Source organism: Kaistia sp. SLG-1 (genome assembly GCF_059699055.1).
In genome coordinates, this window is the sequence record NZ_AP048544.1 from 5,089,611 (window position 1) to 5,104,174 (window position 14,564).

A 14,564-nucleotide genomic window follows, 5' to 3' on the forward strand; every position below is an offset into this window, starting at 1 on the left:
CTCGGATCGAGATTTGCGAAGTGGGTGCAGCCGCCGTTCAGAATTGCTTGCACGAACACGACGGATATTTGATGCGGGCAAGAACACCAATCGCGAGGATCGATGAGCAGACTTGCAGTTCTTCGGGTTGCCGGCGCGGGTTTGGCACTGCTGACCAGCGCATGGCCCACCTCCGCCCAGGTCAGGGACGGCGTGCCGGAACTGATGCCGGGTGTGCCGGCCGGCTACCTCTCGGAGGATGAGAAACTCGATAGTGTGGCTCTGCTGCCAGCGCCGCCGGGATCCGGTTCGGAATCAGGCGCGTTTGACCAGCAGATGCACAATCGGGCGGCTGCCCTGCGCGGGACGCCGCGCTGGGAACTGGCGAAAAGAGACGCGAGCCTCGCGCCAGACGACGCCGTTGGCGCCTTTGCGTGCGCTGTCGGTATCGAGATTTCCAGAACAGGAACGCCCCGGCTCTATCAGATGCTTCAACGGGTCATGGTTGATGCCGGCACGTCGACGGATGGAGCCAAGCGTCGCTACCAGGCCCTGAGGCCGTTCGTCGTCAACGGCGAGACCATGTGCACGCCGGAGGAAGACGCCGAGCTCCGCGCCGACGGGTCCTATCCCTCCGGGCACACGGCCTTGGGGTGGGGAGCAGCCCTCGCTCTGGTTGAGGTGGCCCCAGACCGCGCCAATGAAATCATTGCTCGGGGCCGGTCGTTCGGCGAAAGCCGAATGATCTGCAATGTCCATTGGCAAAGCGACATTCTGGCAGGCCGCTTCATGGCAGGAGCGACGGTCGCGAAGATCCATTCCAATCCCCACTTTCGCGAGGACATGGCCCTGGCTCGTCAGGAATATCTGAAGGCCCGCGACGACGGCGTGAAAACCTCCCGAGATTGCAATGCCGAGAATTCGGCATTGGCGATCCGGCTGCCAGGCGCGCTGTAGGCGGGCGGCTCGCGACCTCGCGGCAACTCGGCCAGCACGTCATTCGCGCCCCTCCACGCGAGAGGCACCTCGAGGCGCGCCTTCTCAGCCGGAGTGCCTAGGTCGTGGCCTTCACGAATTGCGTCGAGACCGACCATCACCAACAGCCGCTCGGCCCATCGAGCGAACGGGTAGAATCCAACGATGTCGTGAAGTTAAATGGCGGAGAGGGGGTCCGCCTAACAGGCCATCATGATAATCTGCGGGCGTACGCCGTCATCAAGAAAGTAGAAGACTTCAGCCATTCCTCTTTCCTCCGGCGACCGCTAGCGTCCTTGACCATACGCCACAATCCACGCCATAGGTTAGGATAAGAGTTGGGACAATCCGGGGAGGCTTCATGGTACGCGCTGTCAATCGGCTTTCGGCGCTCTTTGTGAAGTCGGTCACGGCGCCGGGGCGTTACGCTGACGGCAACCGCCTCTACCTACGTGTAGCACCAGGCGGATCCAAGCAGTGGACGATTGTATTCCGGCGTGACGGCAAGTGAGATGGGGCTCGGTGGGGTGAATGACATCTCGCTGAAGCGGGCCCGTGAATTGGCCGATCAGCATCGCCAAACGATTGCAGAAGGCGGGGACCCCATTGCCGAGCGGCGAGCTCAACGCTCCAAGACAGCCACGATCCCGACATTCGGCGAATTGGTCGATCAGGTCGTGGCCAGCCTCAAGGAGGGTTTCAAGAACGACAAGCACATCGCCCAATGGGAGATGACGCTTCGGGAGTATGCAGCACCTCTTCGGCCACTCCGAATCGATCAGGTCCAGGTCGATGACGTCGAAGCGGTGTTGAAGCCCATCTGGAGTAGCAAACGGGAAACTGCATCACGGCTCCGCAGTCGGATCGAGAAGATCTTGGACGCAGCAACCGCCAAGGGCTACCGGAAGGACGCCAATCCAGCGCGATGGAAGGGAAGTCTCGACAGTATTCTACCGAGAGACCAGCAGGTGCGCGGCCATCACGCCGCAATGCCGTTCAGCGACATTCCCAAGCTGATGGCACGACTGCGGGACATGACCAGCGTATCAGCGAGGGCGCTGGAGTTCACAATCCTGACCGCTGCCCGCACGGGCGAAACGCTCGGTGCGCGCTGGAGTGAGATGGATCTCGCTGGAGGGATCTGGGCTGTCCCAGCCGAACGAATGAAGGCCGGAAAGCTGCATCGGGTACCATTGTCGGGTCGAGCGTTAGAGATCCTCGACGAGATGGCTTGCCTCCGATCTGAGGGGAAGAATGACGGCGTCGTGTTTCCTGGAAGACGCCAAAACGGCCTGTCGAACATGAGCCTGACGATGGTGCTTCGGCGCCTCAAGATTGAGCCCGAGCCAACCGTTCACGGCTTTCGCTCCTCGTTCCGAGACTGGGCCGGTGAAGCCACGCACTATCCGCGTGAGGTCGCGGAAGCGGCATTGGCCCACACCGTGGGTGACAAAGTCGAGCAGGCGTACCGACGAGGGGATGCGCTTGAGAAGCGGAGGGGTCTTATGGTGGCGTGGGAGGGATTTTGCCTTGCCAGTACTTCACACGCTGTAGCCTCCTGATCTTGTCAGGATGTTTCGACCCACGCCCCCGTGAATCGGATTCATTAGGCCCAACGGCCGAATGAGGACCGTCACCTTCCAGCTGTACCGCAGGTGTTCCGCTTGCCCTATTCGAAGTAGAACGGCCGCCGCTCGGCAGAGGATATCGGACAGCTGCCGGTTTCGCGGCAAACACTGCCGTTCGACCACATCGATTTTATCGCTTTATGGGCCGCGCCCGGTCGCGCTCGAAGTGCTCCAGGGCTGGACGCCACCGCGCCGAGCTACTTTATGCAAACCTTAGGCTCAGAGGAAACGGCTGCAACCACGCCACCCCGCCTCCATCGACCAATCGCACTACCTTAGGCGGTCCAGCCAGCGACCATCGTTAGGCGTGCGCGGTCATTTCGCAGGCGCCCCCACCGCACAACGAATGGATCTCTCATCGGCAGTCTTCTCTGCCGTCCGGCCGGACAAGGTCTAGATGAGTGACGCCAAGGGCGTGTGCGAGCTCATGTAGGCTGAGGATGGTCGGGTTTCGCTTACCGCGTTCCAGGCCGCTGAGGTACTGCTGACTGAAGCCGGAGCGCTCTTCGACTTGCTCTTGGGTAAGCCCCTTCTCTCGCCGGATGCGCGCAAAATTCCTTCCAACTAGGGCCCGGATATCCATGGTCCATCGATCGCAGTTTACGCACTCCGATATTATCAACTATAGTATGTATTGGCGATGCATGCTGGAGGATTTTGGGGTGACTGATGTGGGGGGCCTGGATCGGTCGGCCAAGCAAATTCTCGACCGGCAACTCGCAACCGGCGCGATCGATGTTGACGATTACCGCAGGCGCCTTGAAGCCCTGCAGGGTATCGTTGTCCCGACCTGCGACCATACCGCCTCCCTGGAGAGGAGACCGAAAGCTCCAGTGGCGGAGTTCGAAGAAATATCCGTCTTCGATACCCATATATCGATCGAAAACAGGGTTTATCGCTTCTCTGATGTAGTTACGGTCGAGGGATACTCTTTTGAGAATCGGATAAATCTCATCCCGTTCATTAAGTCATCCACCATTGAGATTACGTTTCTCGATGGCACCCGTGTTGTAAAAAATGAGGAAGGTTTGTTCTTCAAAGGGCGCCGCCACAAGGCTATCCGCCATCTGCTATCGTTAATCCGCAAGCTGACATTTCAACCATGCTTGGAGGAGCTTTGTGCCGACCTCCGCTCTGGTGCAGTCAAGATCGGAATGGAGAGCGACGCCCCGATCAAGTCGGTCGTATCGATCGCTTTGGACAGCATGCGGTCACGGAGGATGATGGCTGTCTATCTCGACCGCGAGGGGTCGATCGGCAACGGTAGTCTCTCACTCAAACTTTCTCACTGTCGATCGGAAGGAACGCTTGAGCTTGGCATACATCGTCATCAGCTTCGGCAGCCGTATAGTGTTTATGCCAGCGATAAGAAAACCTTCATCGAGCGCTCGCCTAATGTCGCCCTGCGGTTCGACATCGAAGGGCGATATCGGTCTGACGTCGTTATGGCTCTACTGCGCTGGATGGCCGATGGCAATCGTCTTTAGCGTCCCCGTTCCAGATAGCCAGAGACTGGATCGAATGACAAATCTGGGGCGCGTTGCGACAGCAACGGGCCGACATCCTCGTGAGAGGTATCGAACGGCGGCTTTCGGGAAATCGGAAACTGTCGCTGAACGACCTGAGTGAGGGCGCGCGTCATGCTTTGTAGTAGATCGCGTCGAGCATTGCCACCCGCGCGTCCCAAAGTTCGAAGTCCGGGCCCGCAGCACGAGGACTGTTGTACCAAGGCGCTTGGCGGATGGGCTCGATCACGCGCGTCCAGTAATTCTGCAGAGTCAGCGTGGAGTATCGGTAGGACAGCGCATTGGCCAAAGACCGCTGGTTGCCGCCATTGATGCACACGAACATGTCGGGACGCTTCATGGCGAGTAGGCGCGTTGCAGGGCCTACTCTGGCGGTTCGCGAAGCTCCGTCGAACGCATCTGTGAAGGTCTCGCAATAGGCCAGGAAATCGCGTTCCGCCACCTCCCCGCGCATGGGAATAGCATCCAGCGCCGCAGCCACGCGGACGTCCTGAAGCCCCACGACGCTTGCAAAGGTACCTGCGCCTCCCATCGAACCGAACCAACCCCAGTCAAGATGGCTCAGGCCGGCAGCGACGGCTTCAACACGGCCGAGAATGCCTGCAATCGCCTTCCATTCTGCAGCCGACAGGTCGGCGAACGATCGCGTCTTGGCAAACATCTGCTGGACGGCTCGGATCAACTGCATGCGTTTACTGTAGTCGTGATAGCGATTGGCCTTGGTAAGATTCGCGAAGTCGTCCCATGCCATCGTCGCAAGCGGTGCATTGATCCTTTCCCACCTCTCGGGATCGTCGGGGAAGATGGGATTGCTAGGCTTAGGAGTCGCACGGGCTGGCGCGGACTGGCGTCGGTAGCTATTGGCCAGGGCTTGGGTGATGGGGAGGCGCAAGTCTTCGTACCGTGCAAGCTGATCGCGAAGGTCGACGAAGAACGCGTCGCTGGAAGCGCCGTCGACATGCACACAGGCTTCGAAGTTCTTTTCGAGGCCGCCGTCCGTGAAATTGGCGCTGCCGACGATCGCCTCCGCGCGACCCGCAGTCTCGAAGTAGAATATCTTAGGATGGAAACACCCGGGTCTGCTGCGAGCGACATAAGCGTTCGGCATATCGACGAGGCGATCGATGAGTTTCGGATCGGTCGCGCAGAAGTCGACGCCGAGTAGGACGCTCTCGAATTTGGATCAATTGACGAGCAACACCTCGGCCAATGGAATCATGCTCCCCCACGCCACGGCAATCGATATCCGGTCGTGCCTATTCATCAGCTCAGGGAGAAGTCGGGCGGCGGCCGCCGAATCCAGCAGGGATATGCGCATCGCTGGACCAGCTTCTTTCCTCATCGGCGGGCCTCCGAGGGCAAAAGGGGGACGACGATACTCTTTATAGTGCCGACGACGTCCGGTGGCAGATCAAGTCCGTCGGCCACATCGAGTATCGGGATAGCGTGGCTCCCGGCGAACTTCGCTCGGCGGCGTTCCTTGAGCAGCAGGAAATTCCCCTTGTTTCGGCGGTCGTATCCGGTCTCGGCGACGGCGAGCTGACTGGCGACCCAGACGATCTCCCCACTGGAAATGCGATCTCGCGCCGTCGATGCGACCAGGTCCGGCGTCCGGATCAGGAAGTGCTCCAACGCCTGCACTGCCGCGGCGCCGCGAACCCAGCTCACCCGGAACTCCGGCAATGCCTCCGCAAGGCTAGAGACATGGATCGACAGCCGCTCAAGGCTCAGAAGGGTCTCCTCCCCGCCATCGGCCAACCAGGGATGAGCCGCCGCCAATCGTACGGCGGCAAATTCGAACCACTCCCCGGCCAGGCTCCTATCGGTGAGGTCTGCCACCCAAAGGGTCATCGCCGCCGTCAACTCTGGCGACCACATGGCTGCCGGAGCCTCGGGATGCGCTTCCACGTAAGCGTCGAGCAGAGGACGTGTCCCGTCTCCCACGAACAGCGCGTAGAACAGCTTCGCGCTCGCCGCATCTACTTTCTTCCTGTCCATGCCGGTCCGCCGACGCGCGATACCAAGGAGCAACGCCATCGTTCGGAGGTCGGCGGCGAGCCGGGCAGGCGGCCGGCTCAGGAGGAATTTCATCGATCCCATGGAAGCCACCGCCCGGTCCATCAAGCGATTGAGCTTCTGCAGTTGCGACGGCGTGATGGGATCGATCGAAGCGTTCCCTCGGTCGTTGGGAGGCGTTGGTTCGTCGGTTCCCTCGCCGGTCAGGTGGTCCGGCTCGTCGGTCGGAGGGTCCTTTTCCGATCTTGCGCTTCCCAGCCGGAAGTAGTCGTTCATCAAGGACCATTCGTCCGTAGCCAGATAGCCCCCGCCTGGCATCGCCCCATTGCTTCGACGTCCAAACCCGTCAGAGAACACGTCAGCCAGGTCGTACTGTTGATTTGAGGGTTCCCTCGGTCTGCCAATCATGCCCGACCACGGCACAGGGCTGTCGAGATGCTCCACAATCAGGGTGAAGATGTCGATGAGACCTTCCGACCCGATGGGACCTTCGCCCGCACCGAGCTTTGCCTGAACGTCGAGTTCGCGCCTTCCGACGCGGAGCACCGCCTCATGATCGATCCACATCGGCGCGCTTCGAACGCTACCGTCGTTCGTCTGAACCTCGACATGAACGCGGGAACCCGGCTCGTACACGTCTAGCCGGAATGCCCCGTCGCCATCCGCAGCTGCCGCGTGCGCGCCATCATAGAGGAGGACCTTCACATAGGGGCCAAGAATACCGGCTGCAAAGACGCAGCGGATAGTGAGCTTGCCGCTCTCGAAGCTCGCAGAGACGATCCGAACCGCTGGGGCCTCGATGGCGTCCCAGTCTTCGCTCGGCGCTGCTGCCGGAAGTACAGGAGGTTCGATGGATATGACGAGGCTCGCAACCAGAACCTCATATTCCTTTGGATGGAGCCGAGACTGCGCCATCAGCTCGGCGTTACCGGATCGCGTGCTCATCAGGGCGGCGCGTGAGCAGTTGGCGCTGCCGGCCATCAGGATGACGTGATCCGGGTAATGCGCAGCGTAGAACTTGGCGTGGATCGTTCGGCGCTCATCTGCGAGCGGAGCGACGCCAACGACTTTGACCAGGGGTGGCAAGCCGGATGCCGCACCAGAGGACAGCCCTTCCTTCCCACGCTGGATCATGACGCGGACCGGCACTGCGACGCCACTGGCAAAGGTGCTCAGCGCAGCCCCTTGTGCGTCGAAATAGGGCACGACGACATCGACAGACGACGGGGTTCCCGGAAGCCGTTCAAGCATTCGGTCCATGAGAGACCTGTCCGCGGGGAGCGCAAGCAGGCCGCCCGCTTGGGGAAGTCCGGCCGCCCATGGTTCCGACTTGAATGGACTCATGACCGTCTCGCGCACCGCGTCGTTCGCGCCGGCGAGATCGCAGACTTCGATCAAGTAGTCTCGAAATGCCGCGATCTCTGGCCCCCCTTCGCCCGGAAAGTCGTAGTAGGTCCATATCTCCTGATTGCCGCTCCAGCCGCCATGGCCAAGATTGCCGCTTCCCACTGCCAGACTTGCGCCTTCGGGGCCGGCCAGAAATATCGCCTTGGGATGAAAACGCCGGCCCGCTCCCAGGTCCACCGGGACCACGCGGAACGAGCGTCCGAGGCTGTGAACGAAATCCGCCTGTCGTCCGAATGAGCCTGCAGCGCACCCTGCATCTGCGAATATCGTCAGTCTGGGTGCGCCGCTTCGGCGCAATCGGTTGGCGAGGACCGACTGGGCGAAAACGAAGTCGATGTTGTGGGTGAGTACCACTGCCGTCGTGGCTCGCTTCGTTCCATCGACCAGCTTCTGAAGAACATTGACCTCGTTCATGGTGCGACCGCCATCGATGCGTTGGCGCTAGGTTCGAGCATTCCCACATCCGAAAGAATGCGAATGGTGTTCTGCAGCCGGCTACCCGAATAGGCCGGGTTGAAATCGATGTTGGTGGGTACCAGCAACGGGCCGTCCGGATAGAACCGGAGAGAACAGTCCTGATTGTTGCCCATCTTGCGCATGGTATTGGCGATATGCCTCTTCACCACGCATTCGTCGCAGATCTCGTGCAGCACTTCGGCCAGCGTGCCGTTCCCTTCCTGGACCAATTGGATCGCTCGAGCGGCCGGAGGCAGGCGCACGGCCCCGGCCTCTGGCCCGACAGCGATCGCGGACGCAATACGCGCCTGGATCATCAGGATCCTCATGGCCTCCAACGCCTGCAGAGGAGGCTCGCGCAAGAATTCCGCTGGCCGGAGTAAGCCGCCTTCGAAGCGGCTCATGTCGATGCTCGACACAACTTCTCCGATCGCCCTGTCCCAGTCGGCGGCCAATTCATCCTCCACCCGACAGGCGGTCCAGTGAGCGACGATCGCAGCGACAGACCTGCTGCCATCCACCGCCAGCGTCCTCGTCACGGCCGACAACAGCAGCTCCAGGGCGAAATGGACTCGGCGATGCCACTCGAAGCTCGCCCATTCTCTTTCAATACCGGAGGCGCCTGTGCGCACCGCTCGGTCGTAGTTGCGGACGATCAGATCGTTGGCACTAAGGGGCTGCCCACACAGCTCCTTGCTGAGCCAGGCGCGCGTAGCATTCAGGCGCTCGTACGCCGCGGCAACGCGTTTTGCGGCCATGATGTTGTTGGGGGCCCACGGCTCCTCCACCGCTTTTCGCAGCAGCTCACCTTCGCGCCCGAACTCGCCAAGGCGCCCCAGCGAAAATGCGGGCACCGCAGCCCTTGCCGTATCTGGACCGAGATTGCCGCCGCCGCGCAGCAGCTCCGACAACCCGGAGCCGACGAGCGCCGCTTGACGGTCTCGGAACAATTCGGTGCCTCTTGCCGTCAGGCCGAAAGGTAACCCACTTGATCCCGGGCGAGACTCCACCAGACCGAGCGCACTGGCAGGACCGAAGTAGGCGCCCAAGATAGCAAGATTGCCAATCGTAGGCATCGCCACGGCCTGGCCTTTGCGAAGCGCAGCGATCTCACCCGTGAATTGATCGGAACCCAGGACGCCCGGGCTGGCGTGCTCATCGAAGAATGTCGCGGCGAGCACGAGGAAGCGCACACGGTTGAAGTATACCGCTCTCGCTTGGTGGTCATGCCTCGTCCGACCGTCGGCGCTCTCGTCCGAGAAGTATTGTCCGATCGCCCAGGTGAGGATCGAAATGTAGCGCGCACGTATCGAGATCGTGGTGACCCCGTTCGTGAGCGACGCCTCGATCCCCTGATCGAGGGCGCGAATTCCCAATATGTCGAGACCCTTGGTCTCGTCGCTGAGACGAGCCCCCCAAGCAACGTTCATCAGCGCCCCCCCAGCGACCGAAAGTGTGAGCACAGGAAGGCAAAGTCTACGGCTCCTGTCGAGCCCGCAGTTCGAATTTCTTGCGCGCACGACATCTTGACCGGCGGAGGCAGAAGAGCCGTGAGCATCTTGGCAGCAACTTCTTGCTCGCCAAAGAGACGTGAGAGGCTCCCTGAGCTGAACTCCGCAATAATGCCTTGCCATTCGTCAGATGACGATCGCAAAGACCCTCGGTCGCCGTAATCTTTTGGCGAATGCGGATGTTCCATGCTCGGACCAATTTGAGGTCTAGGCTCTGGGACCGGTCGGATAGCAACACTCCTAACTTCATCGCAAGCTAGCGGCACTGCAATCCAGCCCGAAATGCGCGGTCGAGCCGTATGCGGTGCGTCTCCGATTTTAGGCCTTTGTTATGGTCACCTGAACGACCGGAACGGGGCCGGTAGCTGACCGACGGCTTTTCGGCGAAGGGCCACGGAGAGCGGACTTCGGCATCCGGTGTGGCAATAGCGGATTATCCATGGCCGCCCCCGGCGGGCACCCGAGTGCGTCAATGCAAGGAGGCCACATGGGGCCAAGGTCGGCCACTGCAAATATCAGGGTGTCTCGGCTCATCCTCCATAGCCCCATCTCCCTCCCGGATCATGTCAATGCGGGTCAGGTAATCCACCGCGAACGCCGCCTGGTCCTTGTCGGGAGACGCCGTCAATGCGAACAACTGCCGCCGGAGCTCGGAAGCGTTGCGCGGCCTCAGCTCGTAGGACGTTCCGTCAGGGCTATGCGGCTCCTTGGTATAAATCATGTCCTGTACACCGCGCTCTCCTTGCTGGCGGATAACCCGCTGCCCCACGGGGGAGCGTGCCGCGGCTATCAAGCCGTCGACGGAAGACGTTTTCAAAAGAATAGAGAAGAGCAGCGCTTTTGCTCGGTCAGAGCGTGCCGCGGCCAGTTTCTCGAAGGGATAGGATTCATCATCGCCCGCCATGGCGTACGCGAGCTGTTCAGGCAGTAGAATATGGCCCGACCTAAGGTCGAAGCCTTCCCCCAAGTCTCCCTCAACTCCTTGGAGCAGCAGGTCCATCGCCGGGCGGAACCCCAGCTTCTGCACCTGGTCGAACCACTCATGCTCGGACCGCATGTCAGGAAATTTGAGAGCGAACTCACGCAACATGCGTGCTCTTGTTTCAACGTCCAAAAGCCTGAGCTGGGGCAGGATATCCCTGATCCGCCACCTCGAAAGGTTCTTTTCAAGCACGAGTGCCAAGGCATCAAAAACAGACTCGGGGTGGTCGGTGTTCGGGAACACTTTCAGCCAACTGAACATCGCGTACGATGTCTGCTCGTCCCACCACCGGTCCCCTTTCTCGGCCAGGACCTTGCGGAATTCCTGTAACACCAAGTCGGACGAAGGCAGCAGCCCACCCACGATCATGCCGTTGAAGAAGTCGAGCTTGGTGTATGATGTCGCCTCGAAGCTCCCAATTTTAGCCATCAACTCTGGCCGCTCCGCATGCGGCATGACGACGGCAATCGCGGCCATTGCGACGGCACGCCCATGGGGTGGTTCAGATGCTGCCAGCTCCTCCACGACGTCGAGTATGCTTTCGGCCGCATCAAGGGAGAGTCCGGGCTGGCTGGACTTCCTCTCACGCGCTGACTGGGCGCCATCCAAGTCGGGCCATACGTTGGCCCGCTTCTCCAAAAGAGCGGGCATAGCGATGAGCCGAAGAGCAACCGCCGCGTCATGGCCAAACTCGGGATTCCGCAGCAACGACTTTGCAACCTCGTACGCCTCGTCGGAACCAATCTCGTAGAGCGCCTGCCGGTATGACAACGCATGACTGATGCGCCATTCGTTCAGAGCTTCCCGGTCGCGGCCCGTCCTGGCCAACTCCTTGAGCGCATCCCGCTGCTTGAGGTCCTCCCGCAGGAATGCCGAGACCCACTTCATTTGTGACGGGTCCGGCACCCGCCGCATGGCATCCACGACCTCTGCCATGTCGTGGCGTGACGGAGTTCCGGAAGCGATCAGACATTCCGCCCACCCGTTCAGGGCTTCAACGAGCTTGCGGCGTGCTTCTGCTGGAATGTCGTCCATGCGCTCGTTCGTGCCGTGTTTGCCGTGGGCGGTGATGAGGTCTGCAAGCGCCTCGATATCGCCATGGTCTTTGATTGCTGCGAACGACACGATGGCTTCGACGAACGCCTCCGGGCGCGTAGCTGATATCTTGTCCCGAAGCAGCCCCAGCGGCGCGTACTGCTCCGAGGTCGGCATCCCGTTCGCATAGATCTGGGACTTGAGCGCAAGAAATTCGCCTATCATCCGCGTAGTGATGCCGGGGCCCGCGAGGAAGAGTGCGCCGCCAGTGCGCTCATCGACCTTCTGACCATCCTTGACGATGTTAGCGAGTTCCGCCGCCTCACTGACTGGCTGTGGCGACAGGTATCCCTGCACCCGGAATGGCAATGGAAAGTCAGCCAGAATCCGATCCTGCATCGCCGCTGCAACGACTGCTGGAAAGGCGTTCACGGCCTGATGGAATGCGGCCGCCGTGCTGTCTGCATGGAGGTCCAGCTTTTCGTCGCGCAGGATGACATCGAGGTCGGCGACGTCCCCTGAAATCTGGGCCTTGCGGGTAAAGCGAGCAAGGCTGCGGGAAGGACTTGAGTTTGCCTTGGCGTCCTCCTCTTGTAGCGTTCGCAAGCGCGTCAGGACGTGCGGGACCGTCAGTCCGTCGAAATAATCCCGTTCAGCGACGCGTCGCCACACCGCATCGTCCGCGCCGTCGAGCACCGCTGCCGCCTGCCGGGGGGCGCCGCGGAAAAGCAATGCCGCAACTGCTTCGGACTTGACCTCGACGCCGGGATCCCGCTTCGCGAGGTCAAACGCTGTTTCGAGCGCTTCGATGCCCCCGCCGAAGATCAGACCGGACACAAGTCTTTCCCGAACCCGCTCCTGCAGGTGCTCGTAGTCACCTTGCAGGTGATCGCCGAAAACGGTCGGACGGATGCGGTCGCCCAGGTGTAGAGTTTCGCTTTGGATTTGATCACTTGAGTTGGAAACGAGCGGCCAAACAAGATCGGCAAAGTCAGCACGGCCCGTCTTCATCATGAATCCAACCGCCAAATCCACCTGATCGGCCCGATGCCATGCCCGTGCAAAGGCCTGCACTTCGGCAGAAACCAATGCCCAGACGGCGTCTCCCGTCCGATAAACAATTTCAGCCGCGAGCATCGGTCCCACCGACATCGCAAGTCTCACCGCTTGGGCGACGATCGCGGCACCAGAGGCGTCCATCGCAAGACGTTCACATGCAAAGAGAACTGCTTCTTCCCACAACCGATCATTTAGAAGCTCTTGGGCGAAACTGCTCTCAAGGTTAGCGTCCTTGGGAAGGTCACGCATTCTTGCCTCGACATGGCCGGCGGCATACCACTCCTGAAATTGCTGGTGCTGGAAGGCGTATGTGTCGCCTTCGCCATGTATCAGCACATGGGTGGCGACGAGGATTTCTAGGACGCTGGCTGGTTCAGGGGCGTTCTGGACCAATCCTTCGACCAACAACTTCGCGTTGGTTGCCCTTAGGGACTGTCGTGCTGCCGTGTCATCCAGCGCCGTGGTCCGCGCCTGCATCATGGCGACGGCCAGGTCACCCAGATAACGCCGGTGTTGCCCCAGCATGCTTTGTCGAAGTTGCTCGGCGCGTTCGGGAATGTCTTCATGCTGTTTCACCAGCAGCGCAATCGTGCCCTCCTTCGACGTGGGGAGTGCGCCGGCATCTCCAACCTGCAGGAGGGCCTGGAGATAGAACGGGATTCTGGCAAGGTCCCGCACACCAGAGGTTCTGCGCACGCGGTCCAGCAGGTCCTGCCCAACACTGCCGTGCCTCGACGCCAGCTCCTCCTGTTGCTCGTCGGAGAGCGACTCCACATGAATCGTCCGCGCAACAAACGGCACCGCAGCGGCCTGCGGACGTGTGGTGATGCAGATAACTAGAAGCGGAAATTCACGCCTAAGCGCTCGCATGGTCTTGATGAGCGCCAGCCGCGCGGCCGGTGTCACCTCGTTCCATCCGTCCAGCAGGAACGCTATTTCTCCGTGCGCCGCGAGGAACTTGAGATGATCCGAACGGATACCCGTAAATGCCTGACGAGCCGCCATCCATGTAAAGAGGTCGTCGACGCTCTGGCCGACTTCTGCGAGCGGGACCAGCAGGGGAAGGGGCCCGCCTTCCAATAGTGTGGCACCGAGCTGTACCAATGTGGTCGACTTACCCTGACCCGGTTCGGCCACAAGGTCCAGGATGCCACACGACCGGAGTGCTGCGGCCATTTCGACGTGCGTGAATGACCTGCCCTGGGATGAGGCCGCTGTGAGGTAGAGTGAAACCGCATGGGCGGGACCCTGTTGAGAAAATGTCTCGATGTGGCGTTGCGCTGCCGAACGCACCCTTTCCAACAGGTCAGGCAAGTCCTCGCTCTCCGGAAGGCCAAACTGCTGGCGCAGATATCCAAGGGCCTCCGCGAGTCCGGCGCCCATGGGCTCCACGCGAGCGCGCCCACCCGTGAGTAGTTGTTCGAACGCCCTTTCCTCCGCGTCCTTCTTCCACTTGTGGAGCAATTCGACCGGGAATGCCTTTTCGTCATGGTCGATCTGGTGAGCATGGTCGCTACAAAGCCAGATGCCGTTTTCCGGTGCTTTCCGTTCTTCCCGGGTCAATCGAGCGTCGTAACGCGCAAAGCCCTCCGAGGCCGCCGTGATATGCGCCGCAACGCCTATGTTCATCGTGCCGGAACCGCCTTTTTGCGGGCCGACAGTCGGCTTGGTACACGCCGGGTTGGAGCATAGCCATCCAACACGTTGGCCCATGAGCCGCTTGGTCGGTTCGGTGAAATTGTCGCGCTGGTTTGCGCCAGACGGTGATACTGGCGCGGATTTCTTCGTCGGCGTTTGCAAACTGGCACTCATGACGGAAGCATACGGCCCTGTGAATCATTCGGCAAAAATAATGCGACAGTTGACGGGGGATAGTTCCTAATGCCGTAGATGGACGCTTCTAATCAACGGCGCAGTCGATTAGCCGCCCCGCCAGACGATCATGGCCGGAGACCGCACTGGTCAAGGACCTCTGCCTGTCGACATGGCG

Annotated in this window: 8 protein-coding genes; 3 read left to right on the forward strand and 5 right to left on the reverse strand. The window is 60.7% G+C overall.

Annotated elements, in window-relative coordinates:
• Positions 1–102: 102 nt before the first annotated feature.
• Together AC6HZP_RS23565 and AC6HZP_RS23570 are read left to right on the forward strand one after the other, a co-directional pair.
• Positions 103–936: an acid phosphatase gene (locus AC6HZP_RS23565; protein ID WP_497524804.1), complete on the forward strand. Its 834-nt coding sequence runs from the start codon at positions 103–105 to the stop codon at positions 934–936.
• Positions 937–1,439: 503 nt separating this feature from the next.
• Complete coding sequence (locus AC6HZP_RS23570; protein ID WP_497524805.1) at positions 1,440–2,516, forward strand: tyrosine-type recombinase/integrase; 1,077 nt, start codon at positions 1,440–1,442, stop codon at positions 2,514–2,516.
• A gap of 421 nt (positions 2,517–2,937) precedes the next feature.
• Here the strand turns inward: AC6HZP_RS23570 and AC6HZP_RS23575 are convergent, their stop codons facing one another.
• A complete protein-coding gene (locus AC6HZP_RS23575; RefSeq protein ID WP_497524806.1) occupies positions 2,938–3,165 on the reverse strand; it encodes a helix-turn-helix domain-containing protein in 228 nt (75 codons plus the stop codon).
• Positions 3,166–3,226: 61 nt separating this feature from the next.
• Here AC6HZP_RS23575 and AC6HZP_RS23580 point away from each other — a divergent pair, with 61 nt between their 5' ends.
• On the forward strand, positions 3,227–4,069 hold the full coding sequence (locus tag AC6HZP_RS23580) for a hypothetical protein (protein WP_497524807.1): 843 nt from the start codon (positions 3,227–3,229) through the stop codon (positions 4,067–4,069).
• Positions 4,070–4,220: 151 nt separating this feature from the next.
• Here the strand turns inward: AC6HZP_RS23580 and AC6HZP_RS23585 are convergent, their stop codons facing one another.
• The 4 genes from AC6HZP_RS23585 to AC6HZP_RS23600 all read right to left on the reverse strand — a co-directional run bounded on the left by AC6HZP_RS23585 (position 4,221) and on the right by AC6HZP_RS23600 (position 14,386).
• The gene (locus AC6HZP_RS23585; RefSeq protein ID WP_497524808.1) at positions 4,221–5,216 is read right to left on the reverse strand and encodes a phospholipase D family protein; all 996 of its coding nucleotides are present in this window, start codon (positions 5,214–5,216) and stop codon (positions 4,221–4,223) included.
• Between the two features lie 230 nt (positions 5,217–5,446).
• Positions 5,447–7,945 carry a phospholipase D family protein gene (locus tag AC6HZP_RS23590; protein WP_497524809.1) on the reverse strand — a complete coding sequence of 833 codons (2,499 nt, stop codon included), beginning with the start codon at positions 7,943–7,945 and terminating at the stop codon, positions 5,447–5,449.
• Positions 7,942–9,417: a hypothetical protein gene (locus AC6HZP_RS23595; RefSeq protein WP_497524810.1), complete on the reverse strand. Its 1,476-nt coding sequence runs from the start codon at positions 9,415–9,417 to the stop codon at positions 7,942–7,944. Before AC6HZP_RS23595 ends, AC6HZP_RS23590 begins: the two co-directional genes overlap by 4 nt.
• Before the next feature lie 550 nt (positions 9,418–9,967).
• The gene (locus AC6HZP_RS23600) at positions 9,968–14,386 is read right to left on the reverse strand and encodes an NACHT domain-containing protein (protein ID WP_497524811.1); all 4,419 of its coding nucleotides are present in this window, start codon (positions 14,384–14,386) and stop codon (positions 9,968–9,970) included.
• Positions 14,387–14,564 lie beyond the last annotated feature (178 nt).